This window comes from Arthrobacter livingstonensis, assembly GCF_003219815.1.
Taxonomy (GTDB): domain Bacteria; phylum Actinomycetota; class Actinomycetes; order Actinomycetales; family Micrococcaceae; genus Specibacter; species Specibacter livingstonensis.
Genome location: NZ_QJVD01000007.1, coordinates 51,950 through 73,623, shown reverse-complemented (window position 1 = coordinate 73,623; position 21,674 = coordinate 51,950). Strand labels below are relative to the sequence as shown.

Below are 21,674 nucleotides of genomic sequence, written 5' to 3'. Positions count from 1 at the left end.
TACACAGAAACGAGCACAGCCTTGTCATCCACCACCCCCTTGACTTCGTCCGGCGCTGCCCGCGGCACCGCCGGGTGCCCGCTGCGCATTGCCGTCATCGGCTCCGGCCCCGCCGGCGTGTATGCCGCGGACATGCTGACCAAGAGCCAGGAAGTGTCGGACGGCCTGGTCCTGGCGATCGACCTCTTTGACCGATACCCGGCGCCGTACGGGCTGATCCGTTACGGCGTGGCCCCGGATCACCCCCGCATCAAGGGCATTGTGAACGCCCTGCACAAGGTGCTGGACCGCGGCGACATCCGCTTCTTCGGCAACGTGGACTATGGCACGGACCTCTCGCTCGAGGACCTGCAAACCCACTACGACGCCGTGATCTTCGCCACCGGCGCCATCAAGGATGCGGACCTGAACATCCCAGGGATCGAGCTGGAGGGCTCCTACGGCGGCGCGGACTTTGTCTCCTGGTACGACGGCCACCCGGACGTGTCCCGCGAGTGGCCGCTGACGGCGAAGGAAATCGCGGTGATCGGCAACGGCAACGTGGCGCTGGACGTTGCACGGGTGCTCTCGAAGCATGCCGACGACCTGCTCGTCACCGAAATCCCGGACAACGTCTACGCTGGCTTGAAGGCCTCGCCGGTCACGGATGTGCACATTTTCGGCCGCCGAGGCCCGGCCCAGGTGAAGTTCACGCCCATGGAACTACGCGAGCTCAGCCATTCCCGCGATGTGGACATCGTCCTGTACGAGGAGGACTTCGACTTTGACGAGGCCTCCGACACCGCGGTGAAGACCAACAACCAGGTCAAGACCATGGTGAATACGCTGACCAACTGGCTCGTGGAGCAGGACGACGACGCCGCGGACCCCGCCACGGGCGCCTCCCGCCGCCTGCACCTGCACTTCCTGCACAACCCCGTGGAGATCACGGGGGAGGGCGGCAAGGTTGCCGGCATCAAGTTTGAGCGCACCGAGCTGGACGGCACGGGCAATGTCCGCGGCACCGGCGAGTTCATCGACTACCCGGTCCAGGCCGTGTATCGCTCGGTGGGCTACTTTGGCTCCGCCCTGCCGGACGTAGAGTTTGACCACCGCCGCGGCGTGGTGGTGAACGACGGCGGTCGCGTGCTGGGTGCCGACGGCGCCCAAGTGCCGGGAGTGTATGCAACGGGCTGGATCAAGCGCGGGCCCGTGGGCCTGATCGGCAGCACCAAGGGCGACGCCCTGGAAACCATTACGCACCTGCTCGCGGACCGCGGGGGGCTGCCGACCGCCGTCGTGCAGGAGTCCGGGGCCATCGCCGAAATGCTCGAGTCCCGGGGCGTGGAGTACACCACCTGGGAAGGCTGGCACGAGCTGGACGCCCATGAGAAAGCACTGGGCGCCGAGGCGTCCGCCAACGGCCCCGTCCAGCGCGAGCGCGTGAAGGTGGTGTCCCGCGAGGACATGGTCAGCGTTTCCCGCGGTGCGGCCGCCGTCGTGGGCTAGCGCCCTCTTATTTTCGCTCCGGCGCCAGGTTGGTGGCGACGGTCATCATCGCGTCGTCAGGGTCGTGGGCCTCAACGATGTGCCGCTTTCCATCTGCCGTCGGAAGCGACCCGTCGCCGCGAACCGTGAGATATGGTGGCTTTGAAAGGCCCAAACCGCCATATCTCACGGGTCGCTGCTGACGGGGACTCAGCGTCGGATCAGGCGAAGTCCTTGCGGGTGTGTAGTTCACCCCTCAGCGACCGGCAGGCCAAGTTTTGCGGATCGGGCCACCCTCCAAGCACAAGCATCCGCGCAATCTTGGTGACAACCACCAACTTCCCTTTCGCCATGTCGTCCTTGTTGATCAGCACTTGGTGCCACCCGAGGGACTTCGTGATGAAGTCCCTGTCGTGGTCCTTGGACTGTTGGTCGGGGCTGAAGTGATGCGCGCCGTCGTACTCTGCGCAGGTGCGATACCTTCGGCAGGCCAGATCGGGGGCAATCCTGCCTTTGCCGTTGTCGTCCTTGAGTTCGAAGTTGCACTCAAAAATTGGCAATGGAGACATGCTGATCAGCAGGCGGAGGCGGGTTTCAGGGGGTGAATCTGAACCGACCCGGACCAACTCCATGGCGGCCCGCACCTTGCGCATCGCTCTCATTCCAGCGTGCCGTGCGACATAGTTATTGAGGTCGCCGAGTTCCACCATGGCAATTTTGACGGGGCCAAAACTGTAGTGGTGGGCGCAAACCATTTGGTCGGCAACCACTACGAGTTCCTCGACGCTGAGCAGCGGGGCAATATCCAACAGTGTCCGCTGTACGGATGTGGCTGGAACGCCGCGAATCATGACAACGTCGCCTGGACCCAGACAGAGTTCATGGCCACGGACATGCCTGCGTTGAGGCCGGCCCGTCCCGACTTTTTTGGACAGGTGGAAACCTTGCTCGTTCTCAAATCGCAGGGGGAGGTAAAGTCCGTGGATTTTGGCGGCAGTAATGTGGCTGACCACGCTGGAGGGCGTTACGGAGACAAGTGCCCGGCAACTCTCGAGCAGACCGAAGGCGGTTGCCCGTGGCAGGCGTATCTCCCGGCTGGGTGTCCATAAATCTCCCGCCCGGGTTCTGGCGCGGGTCAGTCCGGCCTCGAGCGCTTCTGCCAGCGTGAACGGCTGCTGAGCAAGCGGCGAGGGCAGTGGCTTTGGTTTTCTCATGTATCCATTGACACCCAATGCGACGACGCTCAGGGCGAAAATGGGATCGGACGGGGAGATCTGTGGATAGTAGTGTGTCGGTGCAGCCTTGTGGACAAGGAATCCGGCCCACTCCACCGTGACCCGTGAGACAAGGCGGTTTAGGAGTTTCGAAGGCGCCATATCTCACGGGTCACCACTCAGGCCGGTGGCGACAGCCTGCGTACGGCCAAGGCCAGCCAAAGCTGCACCCGGTCAGGTGTCAATGCAGGGTCGTAGCCGGTAAGCTCGGCAATTTGCGTCAGTCGGTACCTTACCGTGTTCCTATGAAGGGTGAGCGCGTCAGCCACCGCGGCCACCGAGCCGTTGAGCCGCAGGTACGTCTCCAAGGTGTCCACCAGTTCAGCTCCGTGGGCCGAGTCAAAGGCGGCCAGAGGCCCCAGGGCCTCTGCTGCCATGTCTGCCATGGGCACATCTTCGCTGGCAAGCAGCAGGGAGGTCAGGCTCAGCCGCTCGGGTACATTGACATCCAGTCCCCGGGTTGCGGCCTCCCGTGCCTCAAAATAGCTCCAGCGCAACCCGTTCGCCTGGGAATACGAGCCGCCGATCCCCACAGCCTCGTTGATGCCGACGTCGTGCATCTGGCGGCTCAGGGCCCGGCCGAGAACGGCGGGGTCGCCCAGCTGCGACGGGACGACGAGCAGCAGTTCGTTGTGTTCATCGGTCTTCATGACGGCGGCCACGGCCGTTTCCAGCTCCGCGGGCAGGGCCATCGTGGAGACCGTGGAGAAGCTGTCCGCCTGGGCACGGACCAGCAGCACAAAGTATTTCGACGCCGGATTGAGCCCCAGATTTTCGATCCTGGCGGCGGCGTCGGCAGTCTCCAACGTGCCCCGGACAATGTCCGCAAGGACCTGGCCGGCGATCTGTCGTGCCGTGTGGCGGCGCTGCACCAGGTTGTTCAGCTCAATGCTGATCAGCCCGCGCGCGTAGTCCACAATGCCGTCGTCGTGGAAGGGCCTGCGCAGCCACAGCGTGCTGGCGTCACGCTTTCCGGTGGAGAGCGCCACGGCGTGCCAGTCGACGTCGTCCGGTCCCGGGGTCGGCCCCGGGCTTGGGTCCGTGGAAAACACCTCGCTGCCGTACTGGGTGATGGCGAGCTCCGAGGCCACCATGGCGGCGAGCTTGCGCAGCAGGGCAGGCAGCCCGCCGCCGGTCAGCAAGGCCCGGGCCAGCACCTGGTGTTCACGCAGCAGCCGTTCCAGCTTGGTGTAGTGATCCGCGGACCGTGCCTCAGCCACGAGCTTGCCGATGGCGATGAACGGGGTGACGTAGGGAACCTCCACCACGGGCACGCCCCAACGGTTGGCCTCGGCGATGAGCGCCGGCGGGACGGCCTCGTGCTCAAAGCCAATGCCAAATCCAATGCCGACGGCGCCCGCGCGCCTGATCTGGCGGACAAAGGAACGCTGGGAGTCGGCGGTGCCCTGCCGTGCCCCCGTGGTCAGCACCAGTTCACCGCCGCTGAGAAATGCCTGCGGATTTTCCAGCTCGGTCACAGCCACCCAATCGATGGGCGCGGTCAGTGGTGTGCGGGTGGATCCCATGTTTTTCAGGTGCAGGGCCGGCAGGCCCATCAAGTCAGCCAAGGATAGTGCCATGCATCAACTATACAAACGCACTACCCGCCACGGGTGCAGTGGTGCAAACGGCCATTCGCGCAAGGGGTGTTGGGGGCTTAGGCTCTGCTTAAGCGGCGAAGAAAAGCAGAGCCGCGTCACACCCACCTACGTTAAAGAGGTTGAACACCGTGGTCCAAACCTTGCAGAATTTCATCAACGGCCAATTCGTGCCCGTCACCGGGGCGGATTCCTTGGACATCATCAACCCCACCAACGGCGAGGTCGTGGCCAAGGCGCCGATTTCCAGCCAAGCGGACGTGGACGCGGCCATGGGCTCGGCAGCCGCGGCCTTCAAGACATGGAAGCACTCCACCCCTGGCCAGCGTCAAAGCGTTCTGCTGAAGCTGGCCGACGCCATTGAAGCCCGCAGCAGCGAAATCGTCGAGGCACAGCACCGCAACACCGGCCAGGTCAAGCAAATGATTGCCGACGAGGAAGTGGCTGCCGGAGCCGACCAGTTCCGCTTCTTCGCCGGAGCCGCGCGCCTGCTCGAGGGCCGCTCCGCCGGCGAGTACATGGAGAACTTCACCTCCTATGTGCGCCGCGAACCGGTAGGCGTGATCGCCCAGGTGACCCCGTGGAACTACCCGTTCCTGATGCTGGTCTGGAAGATCGGCCCGGCCCTCGCCGCGGGCAACACCATTGTGCTCAAGCCCAGCGACACGACGCCGGAGAGCACCCTGGTATTCGCCGACATCGCCAAGGGCATCATTCCCGCCGGCGTGCTTAACATCGTGCTCGGCAACGGCGCCACCGGCGCGGCCATGGTGGAGCACAAAACCCCCGCCATGGTGTCCATCACCGGCTCCGTCCGCGCCGGCATCGCCGTCGCCAGCGGTGCGGCCAAGGGCCTGAAGCGGGCGCACCTGGAGTTGGGCGGCAAGGCACCGGCCGTCGTCTTCGCCGATGCCAACCTGGGCAGGACGGCCCAGGAAATCGCCGAGTACTCCTTCTTCAACGCCGGCCAGGACTGCACGGCCATCACCCGCGTGCTTGTGGAGGAATCCGCGCACGACGAATTTGTGGCGGCCCTCGCCACAGCGTCCAAGGGACTGGAAACCGGCAACGCCGACGATTCCAAGAACTACTTTGGCCCGCTCAACAACATCAACCATTTCAACGCCGTCGTCAAGGTCGTGGAGAACATCCCCGACTACGCCACGGTGATCACCGGCGGAAAGCGCGTGGGCGAGAAGGGCTTCTTCTTCGAGGCCACGGTGGTGGACGGCGTGAAGCAGACCGACGACATCGTCCAGCAGGAAACGTTTGGCCCGGTCATCACCGTTCAGACCTTCAAGACCGAGGAGGAAGCGGTGGCGATGGCCAACGACGTCGAGTACGCCCTGGCCTCCAGCGTGTGGACGTCCAACCACGGCGTGGCCATGCGCGTCTCCCGCGACCTGGATTTTGGTGCCGTCTGGATCAACACCCACATCATGCTCACGGCCGAAATGCCGCACGGCGGGTTCAAGCAGTCCGGCTACGGCAAGGACCTCTCGATCTACGGGGTCGAGGACTACACGCGCATCAAGCACGTCATGAGCAACCTGGACGCCTAGGAAGCACGACGGCGGCACCCGGGCCGGGTGCCGCCCCCAGATTCTGCAGTCACCTTTTGAAAGGAAAATCCATGTCTGAAATCCACTACCGGCTTGAGCAGAAACGGCACCTGAGCGGTTCCTTCCCTGGTCCCAAGTCTGCAGCCCTGGACGCCCGCCGCAAGGCCGTGGTGGCCGGCGGCGTCGCCTCCAGCGTCCCCGTCTACGTGGCCGATGCCGACGGCGGCATCATCACCGACGTGGACGGCAACTCCTTCATTGACCTCGGCTCCGGCATCGCCGTCACCTCCGTGGGCGCCTCGGACGCCAACGTGGTGGCGGCAGTGCAGGAGCAGGTGGGCCACTTTACCCACACCTGCTTCATGGTCACCCCGTACGAAAGCTACATTGCCGTGGCCGAGGAGCTCAACGCGCTCACGCCCGGCACGCATGAGAAGCGCACTGTGCTGTTCAACTCCGGCGCGGAAGCCGTGGAAAACGCCGTCAAGGTGGCCCGGCTGGCCACGGGCCGCGATGCCGTCGTTGCCTTTGACCACGCCTACCATGGCCGCACCAACCTGACCATGGCGTTGACCGCGAAGGCCATGCCCTACAAGAAGAACTTCGGCCCCTTTGCACCCGAGATCTACCGGGTGCCCATGAGCTACCCCTACCGCGAGGAATCGGACATCAAGGGCGAAGAGGCCGCACGCCGTGCCATCACCATGATCGAGAAGCAGATCGGCGCCGACTCCGTTGCCGCGATCCTGATCGAGCCGATCCAGGGCGAGGGCGGCTTCATCGTCCCGGCCGACGGCTTCCTGCCGACCCTGGCCACCTGGGCCAAGGACAACGGCGTTGTGTTCATCGCCGACGAGGTCCAGTCGGGCTTCTGCCGCACCGGCGAGTGGTTCGCTTCCCAGCACGAAGGTGTGGTGCCGGACATCATCACCATGGCCAAGGGCATTGGCGGCGGGCTCCCGCTCTCCGCCATCACCGGCCGCGCCGACCTCATGGACGCCGTGCACCCCGGCGGCCTCGGCGGCACCTACGGCGGAAACCCGGTGGCCTGCGCGGCGTCGCTCGCCGCCATCAAGACCATGAAGGAGCACGACCTCAACGGCCGCGCGCAGAACATCGAAAAGATCGTCACGGCACGCTTCACCGCACTCGTTGAGGAACTCGGCGGGGCCGGCATCATCGGCGAGATCCGCGGCCGCGGGGCCATGATGGCCATCGAGCTGGTCAAGCCGGGCACCGCCCACACCACCAAGGAAGTGAACGCGGAGGCCGCCAAGGCCATTGCCGCCGCATGCCTGCAGGCCGGGGTCATCATTCTGACCTGCGGAACCTATGGCAACGTCATCCGCCTGCTCCCGCCGCTGGTCATCAGCGACGAGTTGCTGAACGACGGCCTGGACGTGCTGGAAACCGCAGTCCGCAAGGCGGCCTAATCCTGTCGGGATTGGAGATCACCGCGCCTTCGCCATGACCTTGGTGGTGGTGATCTCGAAGCTCAATGGGGACTGACGACGGCGGCACCCGGGTTGGCCTTTTGGCCGCACCGGGTGCCGCTTTGGTTTCGGGGTCCGTGGCGACCCGGCCTATGCTGGGGCGAGTTTTGCTGGACGCACTGATGGGGGTTTGCATGGAACGGGCCGAGTTTGATCCGCGGTATCCAGCGGAGTATCAACCCGGCGGGGACTCGCTGCCGCGGGCGTCGAGCCAGCCGCCCGAAGCGGACCGGTCGGGGGCATCTGAGGCCGTTCCGGAGCCGGCCGGCGTCGCCGTCGGCAGGGAGGTGGAACCGGCCGATTCTGACCAGGAATACCTGCCGAACGTGGTACCGGTGGCAGCCGGACCGCGGCCGTGGACTGCCCGGACGTGGGTTCTTGGAGTGGGCGCCGGCATGGTGACAGCCCTGCTCGGTTTGCTGTGCCTGCTGCCGAAGGAGGCGTCCAAAACCGACCCCGGTGGCGGGAACTACGTCTTAATGGCGCTGACCTTTCCCCTGACGGACAAGGTGGCGGCACTGGGCCCCTTCATCGTTATTGCGGGGCTGGCCATGTTGCTCGCGATGTTCCTCGGGGGTGCGCCCCGCCACCCGCAGGCTTCCCTTCGGTTGCGCGTTGCCGCAGCCTTGGTGGCTGTGGCCTCACTGGTGGCTGCGACGTTCTCCTTGTTCGCGGTGACCTGGCACCCGAAATTCCTGCTCTTCATGCTAGCCACCCACGAGGGGGCAACTTATGCCTATCCCTGGATCCAGCTGACCTACCTTGCGACCGTGCCCTTGGCATTGTTTGGCTTGTGTGCGGGGGGCGGCGGTGGCAATCGTCCGTACCAACGGCGGCGGAACGAATTCGCTGTCCGCTGCACGCGCGGGCGCCACGGGCGTCGTCTTGCTCGTGGGTGCCGCCGTGACATTTTATGCGCCACAGATTTTTACCCAGTCCCTGGGGCCCAGCACGTTCAACCACGGCGACGCCACCGTTCAACTGACGCCGTGGCCGGTGACTCTCGTACAGGTGGGCCCATACCTGTTGTTGGTGGCGCTGGCGTCCCTGCTGCTGGCCGTATATCTCCGGCTGACGGCGGCGCCCGTGGAAACAGTCCCTGATCTGGCAGCGGATCTCGACAACATGGGATGACGCTTTCTGCGGCGCCGATCCAGGCCGCTAGACTGGGTGAAATTCATTTCAGCACCAATGGGGGTTGCATGGAACAGAATGGCATTGATCCACGGTTTCCGGCCGTCTACCAGGCCGGCGGGGAGGGAGTGCCGCCGGGCGCGCCGCCGGAGACTGTGACAGTCCGCCGGCCTGCGGCGCCGGGTCCGGTGCGTCAGGATGCGGGGCCCGGGTCCCTGCCGAACGCCGGCGTCGCGCCGCCAGCCAACGGCCCGGAGCGCAATGAGGTGACGGGCGGGAATCGGGCGGGTGGCGGGCCTTCGGCCGTTGTACCTGACAGCGTTGTACCTGACAGCAAGGCAGCGTTCGACGCACGGTTCTTGGACGCGACCCCCATCCCGGCGCCGGCACGGCGGTGGCTTATTCCAGTGGTCACGGGCCTGCTGCTCATTGCCGCCGGAGTGTTCTGCCTGGGCGCGCAGTACTGGTTTCCTGCGTCGTTGGAAATGGATCCGTCGAAATTCCATGGGATCAATCCGCCTCCGTGGGGCCAGTTCATCAACCTGCCGGCTCCGGCGCTGCTGGGAACCGGCCTGGGAATCCTGGCAGGCTCGATCTTTTTGGTCTCACGCCGCAGCGCAGCGTGGGAAACGGCCCTGCGCGCAGCCTTCGGACTGCTGGCGATCGCTGTGGGCGCGGGTGGCTGGATGGCGCTCTTTGCGGCGCAGATCTTTCCCCAACCTCTTCCGAACTTCGCGGACTACAACGACGGTGTGCAGCCGCAGTTGCCCCTGTCCTACCTTTTGATGCCGACGGGGACGTGGCTGCTTTCGCTGGCCCTGTTCATGGTTGCAGTATTGTTCGTGGTGCCCCGGCGGTGGCAGCACCTTTGGCCCGAGGCTGGCACCGAGGCCGCAACCGAGGCTGGGGCTGGCACTGGCAGGATCGTCCCAACAAGCAGGAGGCCGTCGGCCCGGCTTGGGCTGTTGTTTGGGGCAGTGGCGGCAGCGGCGGGACTTGCCGCCTTATTCGCGCAGTTCATGTTCCCGCTGTCTTCAGGGACCATCACCGTGACCACGGCCGACGGCGGTATCTCCAATCAGCCCGACTGGGCCAGCCTGGCTCCGGCACTTGCCACGCCCCTGATGCTTTCGGGTCTGGTGGTCCTTGGCTGGGCCTGCATCCAGTTCGCGATGGTGCCCGCCGCTGCCGATGGCAACCCAGCGGCGGAACCCGGCGGGACCGGCGTCGGGCTTACCGATGGTGGGCCCGCCGAAGACGCGGGCGGGACCGGTTAGTAGTTGGGTGCGGCGGACAGGCCAAAATACTGTTCCAGCGTCCGGTAGCCGCGGTTGTACATGTCGGTTGCGGCCCGGACTCCGATGTAACGCAGGTGCCAGGGTTCGTTCGTGTACCCGGTGATGGAGTCGTAGCCCTGGGGATAGCGGATGACGAAGCCGTAGCGCCATGCGTTGGCGGCGGCGAACTGCCCTGCCGGGGTGCCAGCAAAGCAGGTCTGCAGGCCGCAGGCACCGTTGGGATTGCCAATGTCCAGGACCAGCCCCGTCTGATGCTCGCTGAATCCGGGCCGGGCGGAAATGGTGTCAGCCACCGCCCGCCCGTACAGCGACACGTAATAGTTGTAAAGACTTGCCTGGGAGGCGTACGAGCGGAAACCGCTCACGGTGGAGACGGGAACTCCGGTGACGGACGCGCCGCGGATCAGCTGGGCCATCTGGTTGGCGGCCTCCCGCCGCATGAGCTGGGAACCAATTTGGATGAGGTCCGGCGGCGTTTGGTTGACTGGAGAATTGGGATGGCGCTTGTTCACCACCACGCCCACGCTTCGGGAATTCGGGTTGACGCTGACCCCGGCACCCGAGCGCCAGCTGATGGAGCCGCCCAGGAATTGCTGGACGCAGCCGCGGGGGACCCCGGAGCAGGACTCCTCGCTGACGGGAAAGCCCAAGGGATTTCGCTCATAGCCCATTTGCACCCACTTGGTTCCGATGCCGCCGTGGATGGTGTGGGCTCCGGTGGAATGCTGCCAGTAGATGTAACCGCCCTGGAATTTCTGCACACAGCCAGCGGAGATCAACGTGCAGTTTTCATCCGTGGCGGGGTAGCCCAGAAAGCCCCGCTCCCAGGTAAACGTGGCCCAGCGGCCGGCGATGCCGCCATGGGTGATGTGTGCACCAGTGGCGCCCGACCAATAGATGCTGCCTTTGCGGTAGGCCCGGTAGCAGCCGCCGTGCACCAGTCCACAGCGCAAGGGGGTGATGCCGGCGCCGAGCGGGCCTGCCGCCCCTCCCATCGACTGGTATTTGGCGGCAATGGCACTGTTGTCGGCCGTGGTTGCCGCCGCCCCTGCGATGGGGAACCCAACCATGGCCATCACGACGACGGCCACCATCGCCAGCCGGCCGATCTTCATTGAGGGACCGTCCTGTCCTTCAGTTTTTGATTTTTTGATTTTAGGCCCAATCTGCAGGCAGTACAACGGTTAGGGGGCGAATTACCCCGCCACTATCGGAGGACGGCGGGCGGCTGTACAGTCAGTGCAACGAACGCCGCGGCGTGCCGGCATGTCCGTGCGCGAGTGGCCCATCGAAGGGCGGAGTGCATGAAATATGTAGTTGGATACCGGCCGGACGAGCGTGGCGCCGATGCCATCGCCCTTGCCGGGGTCATTGCGAAGACGCAGGGCGCGGAACTTCACCTCGTGAACGTTGTGCACGGCAGCAGGGAGAACGATCCCGCCGCGAAGAAGCAGGCCCTGGCACTGGTTCCCAACATGGTGACTGCCACGTATTCCACCCGCACGGCGGAGTCCTTTGCCGATGGCCTGATTGCGACGGCCAAGGAAGACAATGCTGCGCTCATTGTGGTGGGCGCCGCCAGCAACGGACTGTTCAAGCGCTTCACGCTCGGCTCGGTGGCCAATGGCCTGCTGCACGCCTCTCCGATTCCCGTGGCCCTGGCCCCACGCGGCTACAACCGCCGGGACCCCTTGACCCGGCTGACCGTGATGACCGGCGTCCGGGAAGGCTGGCAGGCCGTGCTCGACGTCGGCACCACGGCGGCCGGGCGGCGGAACGTGCCGCTGCGCCTGGTATCGCTGGTCGAAATTGACCAGCTGGAGCAGGAAAACTTCGATCTGGACCATGCCCTCAGCCCCGCACGCCAGCACGCTAACACCGTGCTGGCCGAAGCGGCGTCCAAGCTTCCGGCGGACAAGGTGACCGTGACCCTGGCACATGGACGCAACATTGAGGAAGCCGTGGACGGCATCGGCTGGAAGTCCGGCGAGCTGGTCGTGGTGGGTTCGAGCCGCCTGGCCGAAAACCACAAGATCTTCCTGGGATCCACGGCCAACAAGATCCTGCGCTCGCTGCCGGTGCCCATGGTGGTGGTGCCGCGCGACTTCGTGCGACAGGGGATCTAGGCCCGGGCGGCTGGGCTGGCATTTTTCCAGCTGGGCCCACAAGCGCGAGGGACCAGCTGCGAGCTTGCGAGCAGTGGGAGCGCTTGGGGCCTTTCCGGCCAATCGGCCGCGGGCGGCCTCGGCCTCCCTGACGCCGCCTACAAAAAATGCCACCGCCAGCCACTGATCCCGCTCCGCCGTCCCGCCTGAGACGGCCTCCTTGACGTCGCCTACGAAAACACCGGGCTGCCAGCCGCTCGTCCCGCTCCGCAGCCTGCCGTCCGGTGGCTCGCTTACTTCTCGAGGAAGGCGTCGCTGAAGAGGAGCTGGAGACCTTCTGCCATGGTCGGGTGGGTTATGACGGCGTCGCGGACTTGCTGATAGGGCAGACCGCCAAGCATCGCCATCTGGACCACGGCGATCACCTCGCTGGACTCGTGGCCGAGGAGGGACACTCCGAGAATCTTGTCCGTACCGCGTTCCACCACGGCCTTCCAGGATCCGTCCAGTTGGCCCACGGTCCGGGCGCGGGGGATGGCGGAGACGGGCATTTTTGCGATGCGGATCTCGTGGCCCGCGGCGCGGGCCTGCGCTTCGGACAGTCCCACGCGCCCCAGCTCGGGGGTCGTGAATACGCAGTAGGGGATCAGCCGGTCCTTGGTGCTCCAGGAGCCACCCGCTAGGTTGGCTTTAAGGATCCGGTAGTCGTTCCACGATGCGTGGGTGAACTGCGGCGATCCGGCAACGTCGCCGGCGGCCCACACGCCGTCTGCAGTGGCGCGCAGGAACTCATCTACCTGGACGGTCCCGCGGTCGGTCAGCCCGACGCCGGCCGCGTCCAGCCCGAGCTCTGACGTGACAGGCGTTCGGCCCGTGGCCACCAGAATCTCCTCGGCGGTGACCGAGGTGCCGTCGGACAATTTCACGGCCACGGTGCCGGCCGCACGCACCACCGACGCCGCCCCGACACCCAACCGGACGTCCACGCCGTCGGAGGCAAAAACGTCGGCGACGGCGGCCGCAACATCCGCATCCTCCCGCGGCAGCAGCGACGCGCCGCGCTGAACAACCGTCACCGCCACGCCCATGATGGACAGCATCGAGGCAAATTCGCAGCCTATGTAGCCGCCGCCCACAATGACAATGCTGGACGGCAGGGAAGCCAGGGCAAGGATCGTGGTGCTCGTCAGCGGCCCGGCTGCGCGCAGGCCCGGGACGTCCGGCACAAACGGGACCATGCCCGTATTGACCACAACATTGGTGCCCCGCAGCGTGCGGCGGGTGCCGGCGTCGTCCGTCACCTCGACCGTGCGCGGGGCGATAAAGCGGGCCTGGCCGATCACCAGGTCCATGCCGGAGGCCAGGAAAGACTTGCGTTGGCCGGCCACCATGGTGCCCACCACGTCTTCCTTGCGGGCGCGCAGCAGGTCGATGTCGATGGCGGGGAAGTCCGCGCCGGTGATGCCAAATTCGCCCGCGCGGCGGGTGACGGACAGCAGCCGTGCGCTGTTCACGAGGGTTTTCGTGGGGATGCAGGCGACATTGATGCACGTGCCGCCGATCATGCCGCGCTCCACCATGGCCACGCGCTGTCCGGCCGCGGCCATGTCCATGGCCAGCGACTTTCCGGCCTTGCCTCCGCCAACCACCAGCAGGTCTAGTTCCTCAACAGCCATGTGCGTGCCTTTCGTTTGGAACAGTGGATCCTAGGCGGCGGCCCGGCGCAGGCGCGAGGCGTGCCGGTAATGGACCAGTGAATCCGCCGTCAGGATCACCAACGCCAGCCACACTATTCCAAAACCAATCCAGCGGTCGAGCCCCATGTGCTCGCCCAGGAACACGATGGCGACCACGAACTGCAGCAGCGGAGCCACATATTGCAGCAGGCCAATGGTGGTCATGGGCAGGCGCCGGGCGGAGGCGCCAAAGAACAGCAGCGGCACGGCGGTCACAATGCCGGAGGAGACCATCAGCCAGAAGTGGCCGGCGCCCAGGCCGGTCAGCGTGGCCTGGCCCAGCACCGCCATGACCACCATGGCCGCAATGGCAAACGGGGTAAGCACGGCCGTCTCCACACTCAGGCTGGTGATGGCATCCACCCTGCCGCCCACCCGGTTCTTCACGAAGCCGTAGAGGCCGAAGCTGAAGGCCAGCACCAGCGCGATCCACGGCAGCTTGCCGTAGCTGATGGTCAGCACGACGACGGCCACGAACCCCACGCCGACGGCCGCCCACTGGAGCGGGCGCAGCTTTTCCTTCAGGACAATCACGCCCAGCAACACGGAGACGAGCGGGTTGATGAAATAGCCCAGCGACGCTTCAATGGCGTTGCCGTGGGTCACGGCAAAAACATAGGTAAGCCAGTTGACGACGATCAACACGCCGGCAATGGCCAGCGGGCCGAGGACTCGCGCGTTCCTCACGGCCGTGCCGATCTTGTTCCAGCCGCGCGTGACGGTAATGATCAGGACGCAAAAGACGACCGACCAGACAATCCGGTTGGCGACGATCTCCACGCTGCCGGCCGGCATGAGCAAAACGAAGAAAAGGGGCAGCAGGCCCCACAGGCCGTAGGCACCGAACCCAAAGAACATGCCGGTGGCAGTCTCGGTCCGGGCCGGACGCGCCGGTTTGCTGCTGGGCGGGGAAGGGGGCGCTGTTGAGGGTTTGCTAGTCGACACAAGGCCAATAACAGCATGGACGGGCCCAATATTCCATGGCCACTTGGGGTGTTGTTGGACTGAAGGTCGCCCGAACCGGGGAGCCCTGAGTGGTTGGTCACGTTCCGCCGGCGCCCCTTACCTGCTCCGGGCTTGGGCACTTAGACTGGAAAAGTAGCACCCACCAGGTGTTTTCGCCGTGGCCCCGCTTAATCGTGGTGCCGCGATCCACAGTTCGGAAGGACCTCTTCTTGTCTAGTTCGACAACCGCCCGCCCGTTCCGCGTTGCCATTGTTGGCTCCGGGCCGGCCGGTGTCTACGCCGCAGACATCTTGACGAAGTCGCAGGAAGTGGCTGGCGGGGACGTTGAGGTCAGCATTGACATTTTTGAGTCGCACCCCGCGCCGTACGGACTGATCCGCTATGGCGTGGCCCCTGACCATCCCCGGATCAAGGGCATTGTGAACGCACTTCACAAGGTGCTGGACCGCGGCGACATCCGCTTCTTTGGCAACGTCACCTACGGCCGGGATCTCTCGCTGCGTGACATCCGCTCCTTTTACGACGCCGTCATCTTTGCCACCGGAGCGGTCAAGGATGCGCAGCTGAGCATCCCCGGGGTCGAACTTGACGGCTCCTACGGCGGCGCGGAATTCGTGTCCTGGTACGACGGCCACCCGGATGTGTCCCGCGAATGGCCGCTGACGGCGAAGGAAATCGCCGTCATCGGCAACGGTAACGTGGCCCTCGATGTGGCCCGGGTGCTGTCTAAGCACGCCGAGGACCTCCTTGTCACGGAGATCCCGGACAACGTCTACGAAGGATTGAAGGCGTCCCCGGTCACGGATGTGCACATTTTTGGCCGCCGGGGCCCCGCCCAGGTGAAGTTCACACCGCTGGAGCTGCGCGAACTTTCGCATTCCCGCGACGTGGACATTATCCTCTACGACGAGGACTTCGATTTCGACGAGGCTTCCGACGCCGCCATCAGAACCAACAACCAGGTCAAAACGATCGTGAAGACGTTCACCAATTGGCTGGCCGAGGAACACGACGAAACCAGAGTCCCGGCGTCGCGCCGCCTGCACCTGCACTTCCTGCACACGCCCGTGGAAATCATTGGCACCGACGGCAGCGTCTCCGCAATCAAGTTTGAACGCAATGAGCTCGACGGCACGGGCAACGCCCGGGGTACCGGCGAGTTCGTTCAGTACCCCGTCCAAGCCGTCTACAGGGCCGTGGGCTATTTCGGCTCCGAGCTCCCCGAAGTGGACTTTGACGCCAAGCACGGCGTGATCCCAAACGACGGCGGGCGCGTCCTTGGGCACGACGGCGCCCCTGTGCCGGGCCTGTACGCGACGGGCTGGATCAAGCGCGGGCCGGTGGGCCTGATCGGCAGCACCAAGGGCGACGCGCTGGAGACCATCGGCTGCCTTCTGGAGGATCGCGCCGGCCTGCCCGTGGCCGAACACCCCGGCGAGCATGGGATTGTGGAACTGCTCGAATCCCGTGGCGTGGAGTACACCACCTGGGAGGGTTGGAACAAGCTCGACACCCATGAACAGCACCTGGGTGCCACGTATGTGCCGGAGCCGGGCATTGAGGTGGTCCGCGAGCGCGTCAAGGTTGTGGACCGCGGACAGATGGTCAATATTTCCAATAAGTAGCGCTGCCGGCACGCGTCCATGACGCACGATGCGGTAACTGCTGTCTCAAATGGTGAGATAAAATATCCGGAATTCCTTTGATCTGATAGCGCCTCGGTAAAGTCGAGGGGTTCAAAAAACCTGAAGATTAAGCGATTTTCCATGAACTTGTTCCGCACTAAATCCATTGAACGTTCCCTGGCCGACGCCGTTGAGCCCGGCCACACGCTGAAACGGTCCCTGAACACCTGGGATCTGATGATCATGGGCGTTGCCGTCGCCGTCGGCGCGGGCATCTTCTCCGTGGGCGCCAAGGCAGCCGCCAGCTATGCCGGACCCGCGGTCACCATTTCGTTTGTCCTGGCCGCCGTCACCTGTGCGCTGGCCGTCATGTGCTACGCCGAATTTGCCACGGCCATCCCCGTCACGGGCAGCGCCTATGTGTTCACCTACGCCACCATGGGCGAGCTGCTGGCCTGGATCATCGGCTGGAACCTGATCCTGGAGCTTTTGATGGCGGCCTCGGTGATCGCCAAATACTGGGGCGTGTACCTGAGCAACTTTCTGGAAGTTGTGCACATCAACGTCCCGTCGAATTTCCCGCTGCTGGGCCTGACCGTGTACTGGGGACCGCTGGTGGTGGTGGCCGCATTCACGGTGGTGCTGGTCCTGGGCACCAAATTGTCCGCCCGCATCAACAACGTGTTCACCATGATCAAGATTGCGATAGTGCTGTTCGTGATCGTCGTCGGGTTCTTTTTCGTCAAGGCAAGCAACTTCGCCCCCTTCGTGCCGACCTCCGAACCGGCCCAGGCCACAGACACCTCGTGGGCCACCCAGCCGTTCCTGTCGTTCCTGACCGGAGCCACCCCGGCCATGTACGGCTTCACGGGCATTATCTCCGGCGCCGCACTGGTGTTCTTCGCCTTCATCGGCTTTGACGTGGTGGCCACCAGCGCCGAGGAGGTCAAGAACCCCGCCAAGACGCTGCCGCGCGGCATCTTTGCCGGCCTGGCAGTGGTGACCGTCCTGTACATCCTGGTCACCCTGGTGGTCACCGGCATGGTGTCCTACAAGGACCTGGCCGCCGAGGCGGAACCGTCACTGGCTTCGGCCTTCCACCTGGTGGGTGCGGACTGGGCCGTTGTCGTCATTTCGCTGGGTTCGCTCATCGGCCTGACCACCGTCATCATGGTGCTGCTCATGGGCCTGGCCCGGGTCAGCATGGCCATGAGCCGGGACGGCATGCTCCCGCGGGCACTTAGCCGGACGTCGGACAAGCATGGCACGCCGGCACGAACGCAGATCCTGTGCGGCGCCGTCGTTGCGGCACTGGCAGGCTTCACACCGGTGGAACTGCTCAGCGAAATGATCAACATCGGCACGCTGAGCGCGTTTGTGATGGTCAGCATCGGCATCCTGGTGCTGCGCCACAAGCGGCCGGACCTCAAGCCGTCGTTCCGGGTGCCCCTCGGCCCGGTGATCCCCGTGCTGTCCGCCCTGCTGTGCATCTACCTGATGTTCAACCTGGCCACCGTCACTTGGGTGTTCTTTGCCATCTGGGTGGCCGTGGGACTGGTCTTTTACTTCTCCTACGGGCATTGGAATTCACGCCTGCGCCGCGAAGTTGCAGCGGGCATCGCCGGGACCGTCCCGGCCGGGCTGCGCGGCTAGCCATGCGCCCCAGCCGGGCCGCGGCAGACCTTGCGGACATGGCTCCGGAGTCCGTCCTGCTGGCCGGGGCCGGGCGGGCCGTGCTGCTGCAGCTGGCCAACCCTGCCGTTGGCCACGGTGTGGCCCGGCACTCGGACTTTGCCGCCGACCCGCTCAAGCGGCTGCACGCAACACTCAGCTACGTCTACGCGCTGACCAATGGAACCCCCGCCCAGCAGAAGCTGGCGAAGTCCAGCGTCCAGCGGGCGCATCTGCCGGTCAAGGGTGGGTCGGGACCAGGGCATCCGGCTTATGATGCGGCGGACCCGGCCCTCCAATTGTGGGTGGCCGCCACCCTCTATGACTCAGCCATGCAAACGTACAGCGCCGTGTTCCCGGCGTTGGCTCCGGACGCCGCAAACACCATCCACCGCCAGTATGGCGTGTTGGGGACAGCCCTCGGCATGCCGGCGGAACTGTGGCCGTCCACGCGCGCCGACTTCGCCGACTACTGGAACCGGCAACTGGGGCAACTGCATGTCGACGACACCATCAGGGCCGTGGCGCGGGACTTGTTGGCTGCCCAAAACGCCCCTGTGTGGATCAGGGCGCTGATGCCCACGGCCAGGTTTTTGACAAAAGGACTCCTTCCCCCTTCCGTGCGGGAGTTGTATGGCTTTCACTGGTCCCCGCGACAGGACAAGGCCCTGGCGGCAACCTTCCGGGCCGCGTCAGTCCTGGTCCGAATCACCCCGGCCAAGATCCGTCACGCCCCGATGCGCCACTACCTCAGGAGCCTTGGGTGAGGCTGGTCATCGAGGCGGCGGATCCGGTGTTTCCGTAGGTCGCGTCAAGGAGACTGTAAAACCGCTCGCGGCCGTCAATCGGATAGTCCCCAAGCGCTCCCACTGCTCGCAAGCTCGCAGCGGGTCCCTCGCGCTCGTGGGCCCAACCGAGGGAATGTCGATCTGCCAACGGACCGAGCCTCGGTCCGCCACCTTTAGGGCGCCGCGTAGCGGATGACCCAGTCGACGAGCGGGCGCAGCTGCTCCCAGTGCCTGGCCACCTCCTCCCTGGCGCTGGCCGTGTCCATCCAGTCCGGCAGTCCCACAAGCAGTGAAGCACTGAGGGTCTTGTGCTTGAGAAGCTCGGCGCGCGGGTGGTCCCTGGGAAAGCCGCGCGGCACTGTCTTGAGTTTTTGACCCTCGACGCCAAACCCGGACTCCGACAGTGCAGCCGCCGCCTTCGCCAGGGCCGCGCCGCTGACGGGTGCATCCACGGCCGTCCGGTAGCGGGCCAGGTGCGCCGCTGAGCTGGAGTGGAAGCCGCCACCCACCAGCAGGCCGTCGGCACTGACCTGAAGGTAGAACCCGACTCCCTCATAGTTGGAGGCAAATGCCCCCTGAACGGTCTTGTAGGGCGACTTGTCCGGTGAAAAACGCACGTCCCGGTACGGCCGGAACAGCTTGGCCGGGCCAAAGACCGGAGCCAGCTCCGCAAGGAGGCTTTCCAGCGGCACCCTGACAACGGCGTCGTAGGTATCCTTGTGTGCCAGCCACCAGTCGCGGTTGTTGTTGTCTTCGAGTTCGGCGTAAAAATCGCTCGCCGCCGTGGGGATGCCGGTAAAAGTTTCCATGAAAAGGAGCCTACGTAGATCCCCGGGAGCTCAACAGGGGGCCAGGGAAGAAGTGGACAAGGGATGTTGTGGGGCCGCTTGTGGAGGACGCGCCGGGACGAGCTTTACTGGACTGAGTCCAGAAAGCATGAAAGAGTATGGCCATGGACAAAGTGCACAATCCCGAGGAAATGTTGCGAGCAGCCGCGCTGCGCGTGACTGCTCCGCGGGTTGCTGTGCTGGAAGCAGTCCGTTCCCACCCGCATGCCGATGCCGACACCATCATTGGGGCGGTCAGGAATGTACTCGGCAGCGTCTCCAAACAGGCCGTCTATGACGTCCTGGCGGCGCTGAGCGAAGCCGGCCTCGTGCGCCGGATCGAGCCTTCGGGCTCACCGGCACGCTTCGAGGTCCGGGTGGGCGACAATCACCATCACGTGATCTGCCGCAGCTGCGGTGACATCGCCGACGTCGACTGTGCCGTTGGCGAAGCACCGTGCCTCCATGCCTCCAATGACCATGGCTTCACGATTGACGAGGCCGAGGTCATCTACTGGGGCACCTGCCCGGACTGTGCCACCACAAGACTTCTGAATGAACAAAGTTTGATTATGACTAGGAGCGATAAGTAAAGATGACTATCGAGAACACCTCGCCGCTGACCACGGCCGCAGGCGCGCCTGTCGCCAACAACCAGGACAGCCTCACGGCCGGACCGCGCGGTCCCATGCTGTTGCAGGACGTTTGGTTCCTGGAGAAGCTGGCCCATTTTAGCCGAGAGGTCATCCCCGAGCGGCGGATGCACGCCAAGGGCTCCGGAGCTTTCGGCACCTTCACGGTCACCAATGACATCTCCAAGTACTCCAAGGCGAAGATCTTCTCCGAGGTTGGCAAGAAGACGGAAATGTTTGCCCGCTTCTCCACCGTCGCCGGGGAACGCGGCGCTGCCGACGCCGAGCGCGACATCCGCGGTTTCTCGCTGAAGTTCTACACCGATGAAGGTAACTGGGACCTCGTGGGCAACAACACGCCCGTGTTCTTCTTCCGCGACCCGCTGAAGTTCCCCGACCTCAACCGCGCCGTCAAGCGTGACCCGCGCACCAACCTGCGCAGCGCCGAGAACAACTGGGATTTCTGGACCCACCTCCCGGAGTCCCTGCACCAGGTCACGATCGTCATGTCCGACCGCGGCATCCCGGCCAGCTACCGCCACATGCACGGCTTCGGCTCGCACACCTTCAGCCTGATCAACGCCGACGGCGAGCGGTTTTGGGTCAAGTTCCACCACCGCACGCAGCAAGGCATCAAGAACCTGACCGACGAAGAAGCCGGCGCACTGGTGGGCTCCGACCGCGAGTCACACCAGCGTGATCTCTTCGATTCGATCGAGAACGGCGACTTCCCGAAGTGGAAGCTCATGGTTCAGATCATGCCCGAGGCCGACGCGGACAGCTACAAGTACCACCCCTTTGACCTCACCAAGGTCTGGTCCAAGGAGGACTACCCGCTGATCGAGGTTGGCGAATGGGAACTGAACCGCAACCCTGAGAACTACCATGCCGACGTCGAGCAGGCGGCATTCGCGCCGGCCAACGTAGTGCCGGGCATCAGCTTCTCTCCGGACCGCATGCTCCAGGGCCGCCTGTTCTCCTACGGCGACGCCCAGCGCTACCGCCTCGGTGTGAACCACCACCAGATCCCGGTGAACGCTCCGAAGAACCCGTCCAACACGTACCACCGTGACGGCCAGGGGCGCGTTGACGGCAATCAGGGCCGCACCCCCGGCATCGAGCCGAACTCCTACGGCCGCTGGCCCGAGCAGCCTGCCTATGCCGATCCGGCACAGGCCGTTGGCGCCGTTGCCGACCGTTTCAACTACCGCGAAGACGATGCCAACTACTTTGAGCAGCCCGGCATCCTGTTCCGCGAGAAGATGACTCAGGAGCAGCGCCAGGTGCTCTTCGAGAACACCGCACGCGCGATCGACGGGGCCTCCGAGGCCACCATCGAGCGCCACATCTACAACTGCACCCAGGCCGATCCGGCCTACGGTGAAGGTGTGCGCAAGGCCATCGAAGCCCTGAAGACGGGGAAGCTCTCTGACGTCGACGTCAACTCGGACGCCGTCTAGCAAATACTGACTGCCCGGAACCAGCCTTCATGGCTGGT

Annotated in this window: 19 protein-coding genes; 11 read left to right on the top strand and 8 right to left on the bottom strand. The window is 64.8% G+C overall.

Features of this window, described 5'->3' with window-relative positions; all coding sequences use genetic code 11:
* Window positions 1-21: 21 nt before the first annotated feature.
* Window positions 22-1,488, top strand: a complete 1,467-nt coding sequence (locus tag CVV68_RS08315; RefSeq protein ID WP_110500534.1) for an FAD-dependent oxidoreductase — start codon at window positions 22-24, stop codon at window positions 1,486-1,488.
* Window positions 1,489-1,688: 200 nt separating this feature from the next.
* On the opposite strand, the gene CVV68_RS08310 is transcribed toward CVV68_RS08315, so the two are convergent.
* Together CVV68_RS08310 and CVV68_RS08305 are read right to left on the bottom strand one after the other, a co-directional pair.
* Window positions 1,689-2,237 (bottom strand): endonuclease domain-containing protein, encoded by a 549-nt coding sequence (locus CVV68_RS08310; RefSeq protein ID WP_245933420.1) that lies wholly within the window; start codon window positions 2,235-2,237, stop codon window positions 1,689-1,691.
* A gap of 623 nt (window positions 2,238-2,860) precedes the next feature.
* Complete coding sequence (locus tag CVV68_RS08305; protein WP_110500532.1) at window positions 2,861-4,321, bottom strand: PucR family transcriptional regulator; 1,461 nt, start codon at window positions 4,319-4,321, stop codon at window positions 2,861-2,863.
* A gap of 149 nt (window positions 4,322-4,470) precedes the next feature.
* Here CVV68_RS08305 and CVV68_RS08300 point away from each other — a divergent pair, with 149 nt between their 5' ends.
* Window positions 4,471-5,901 (top strand): gamma-aminobutyraldehyde dehydrogenase, encoded by a 1,431-nt coding sequence (locus tag CVV68_RS08300; RefSeq protein ID WP_110500531.1) that lies wholly within the window; start codon window positions 4,471-4,473, stop codon window positions 5,899-5,901.
* A 71-nt stretch (window positions 5,902-5,972) separates the two neighbouring features.
* Window positions 5,973-7,334, top strand: coding sequence for a 4-aminobutyrate--2-oxoglutarate transaminase (gabT, locus tag CVV68_RS08295; RefSeq protein WP_110500530.1), 1,362 nt, complete (start codon window positions 5,973-5,975; stop codon window positions 7,332-7,334).
* A 235-nt stretch (window positions 7,335-7,569) separates the two neighbouring features.
* Here gabT and CVV68_RS23140 read toward each other — a convergent pair whose 3' ends face one another.
* Entirely contained in the window at window positions 7,570-7,791 is a 222-nt protein-coding gene (locus CVV68_RS23140) for a hypothetical protein (protein WP_146238858.1), read from the bottom strand.
* A 72-nt stretch (window positions 7,792-7,863) separates the two neighbouring features.
* A complete protein-coding gene (locus CVV68_RS08290; protein WP_146238857.1) occupies window positions 7,864-8,100 on the bottom strand; it encodes a hypothetical protein in 237 nt (78 codons plus the stop codon).
* Window positions 8,101-8,204: 104 nt separating this feature from the next.
* Between CVV68_RS08290 and CVV68_RS08285 the strand changes: the two genes are divergently transcribed.
* Together CVV68_RS08285 and CVV68_RS08280 are read left to right on the top strand one after the other, a co-directional pair.
* Window positions 8,205-8,528: a hypothetical protein gene (locus tag CVV68_RS08285; protein ID WP_110500528.1), complete on the top strand. Its 324-nt coding sequence runs from the start codon at window positions 8,205-8,207 to the stop codon at window positions 8,526-8,528.
* Between the two features lie 68 nt (window positions 8,529-8,596).
* On the top strand, window positions 8,597-9,805 hold the full coding sequence (locus CVV68_RS08280) for a hypothetical protein (RefSeq protein ID WP_110500527.1): 1,209 nt from the start codon (window positions 8,597-8,599) through the stop codon (window positions 9,803-9,805).
* On the opposite strand, the gene CVV68_RS08275 is transcribed toward CVV68_RS08280, so the two are convergent.
* Complete coding sequence (locus CVV68_RS08275; protein ID WP_110500526.1) at window positions 9,802-10,941, bottom strand: D-alanyl-D-alanine carboxypeptidase family protein; 1,140 nt, start codon at window positions 10,939-10,941, stop codon at window positions 9,802-9,804. The two genes, CVV68_RS08280 and CVV68_RS08275, sit on opposite strands and share 4 nt — an antisense overlap.
* Before the next feature lie 189 nt (window positions 10,942-11,130).
* Between CVV68_RS08275 and CVV68_RS08270 the strand changes: the two genes are divergently transcribed.
* On the top strand, window positions 11,131-11,952 hold the full coding sequence (locus CVV68_RS08270; RefSeq protein WP_110500525.1) for a universal stress protein: 822 nt from the start codon (window positions 11,131-11,133) through the stop codon (window positions 11,950-11,952).
* 272 nt (window positions 11,953-12,224) lie between these two features.
* Here the strand turns inward: CVV68_RS08270 and CVV68_RS08265 are convergent, their stop codons facing one another.
* Together CVV68_RS08265 and rarD are read right to left on the bottom strand one after the other, a co-directional pair.
* Window positions 12,225-13,607 carry a dihydrolipoyl dehydrogenase family protein gene (locus CVV68_RS08265; RefSeq protein WP_110500524.1) on the bottom strand — a complete coding sequence of 461 codons (1,383 nt, stop codon included), beginning with the start codon at window positions 13,605-13,607 and terminating at the stop codon, window positions 12,225-12,227.
* A 30-nt stretch (window positions 13,608-13,637) separates the two neighbouring features.
* Window positions 13,638-14,525: an EamA family transporter RarD gene (gene rarD, locus CVV68_RS08260; protein WP_110500523.1), complete on the bottom strand. Its 888-nt coding sequence runs from the start codon at window positions 14,523-14,525 to the stop codon at window positions 13,638-13,640.
* Window positions 14,526-14,842: 317 nt separating this feature from the next.
* Here rarD and CVV68_RS08255 point away from each other — a divergent pair, with 317 nt between their 5' ends.
* From CVV68_RS08255 to CVV68_RS08245, 3 genes are all read left to right on the top strand, one after another.
* Window positions 14,843-16,258, top strand: a complete 1,416-nt coding sequence (locus CVV68_RS08255) for an FAD-dependent oxidoreductase (RefSeq protein ID WP_110500522.1) — start codon at window positions 14,843-14,845, stop codon at window positions 16,256-16,258.
* Between the two features lie 141 nt (window positions 16,259-16,399).
* Window positions 16,400-17,911, top strand: coding sequence for an amino acid permease (locus CVV68_RS08250; protein ID WP_110500521.1), 1,512 nt, complete (start codon window positions 16,400-16,402; stop codon window positions 17,909-17,911).
* A gap of 38 nt (window positions 17,912-17,949) precedes the next feature.
* Window positions 17,950-18,696: an oxygenase MpaB family protein gene (locus CVV68_RS08245; RefSeq protein WP_211320761.1), complete on the top strand. Its 747-nt coding sequence runs from the start codon at window positions 17,950-17,952 to the stop codon at window positions 18,694-18,696.
* A 194-nt stretch (window positions 18,697-18,890) separates the two neighbouring features.
* Here the strand turns inward: CVV68_RS08245 and CVV68_RS08240 are convergent, their stop codons facing one another.
* A complete protein-coding gene (locus CVV68_RS08240; protein WP_110500519.1) occupies window positions 18,891-19,526 on the bottom strand; it encodes a DUF2461 domain-containing protein in 636 nt (211 codons plus the stop codon).
* Window positions 19,527-19,669: 143 nt separating this feature from the next.
* On the opposite strand from CVV68_RS08240, the gene CVV68_RS08235 reads away from it, so the two are divergent.
* Entirely contained in the window at window positions 19,670-20,137 is a 468-nt protein-coding gene (locus tag CVV68_RS08235) for a Fur family transcriptional regulator (RefSeq protein ID WP_110500648.1), read from the top strand.
* A gap of 2 nt (window positions 20,138-20,139) precedes the next feature.
* Window positions 20,140-21,636, top strand: coding sequence for a catalase (locus CVV68_RS08230; RefSeq protein WP_110500518.1), 1,497 nt, complete (start codon window positions 20,140-20,142; stop codon window positions 21,634-21,636).
* The last annotated feature ends 38 nt before the right edge of the window (window positions 21,637-21,674 follow it).

What these genes read in the sequence shown, in the direction of transcription:
- CVV68_RS08270 (WP_110500525.1), top strand. Translation starts at nt 11,131, where the DNA reads ATGAAATATGTAGTTGGATACCGGCCGGACGAGCGTGGCGCCGATGCC.
- CVV68_RS08230 (WP_110500518.1), top strand. Translation starts at nt 20,140, where the DNA reads ATGACTATCGAGAACACCTCGCCGCTGACCACGGCCGCAGGCGCGCCT.
- CVV68_RS23140 (WP_146238858.1), bottom strand. Translation starts at nt 7,791, where the DNA reads ATGCCGGCGCCCACTCCAAGAACCCACGTCCGGGCAGTCCACGGCCGC.
- rarD (WP_110500523.1), bottom strand. Translation starts at nt 14,525, where the DNA reads ATGTTCTTTGGGTTCGGTGCCTACGGCCTGTGGGGCCTGCTGCCCCTT.
- CVV68_RS08235 (WP_110500648.1), top strand. Translation starts at nt 19,670, where the DNA reads ATGGACAAAGTGCACAATCCCGAGGAAATGTTGCGAGCAGCCGCGCTG.
- CVV68_RS08305 (WP_110500532.1), bottom strand. Translation starts at nt 4,321, where the DNA reads ATGGCACTATCCTTGGCTGACTTGATGGGCCTGCCGGCCCTGCACCTG.
- CVV68_RS08250 (WP_110500521.1), top strand. Translation starts at nt 16,400, where the DNA reads ATGAACTTGTTCCGCACTAAATCCATTGAACGTTCCCTGGCCGACGCC.
- CVV68_RS08280 (WP_110500527.1), top strand. Translation starts at nt 8,597, where the DNA reads ATGGAACAGAATGGCATTGATCCACGGTTTCCGGCCGTCTACCAGGCC.
- gabT (WP_110500530.1), top strand. Translation starts at nt 5,973, where the DNA reads ATGTCTGAAATCCACTACCGGCTTGAGCAGAAACGGCACCTGAGCGGT.
- CVV68_RS08265 (WP_110500524.1), bottom strand. Translation starts at nt 13,607, where the DNA reads ATGGCTGTTGAGGAACTAGACCTGCTGGTGGTTGGCGGAGGCAAGGCC.
- CVV68_RS08245 (WP_211320761.1), top strand. Translation starts at nt 17,950, where the DNA reads ATGGCTCCGGAGTCCGTCCTGCTGGCCGGGGCCGGGCGGGCCGTGCTG.
- CVV68_RS08275 (WP_110500526.1), bottom strand. Translation starts at nt 10,941, where the DNA reads ATGAAGATCGGCCGGCTGGCGATGGTGGCCGTCGTCGTGATGGCCATG.
- CVV68_RS08290 (WP_146238857.1), bottom strand. Translation starts at nt 8,100, where the DNA reads ATGAAGAGCAGGAATTTCGGGTGCCAGGTCACCGCGAACAAGGAGAAC.
- CVV68_RS08240 (WP_110500519.1), bottom strand. Translation starts at nt 19,526, where the DNA reads ATGGAAACTTTTACCGGCATCCCCACGGCGGCGAGCGATTTTTACGCC.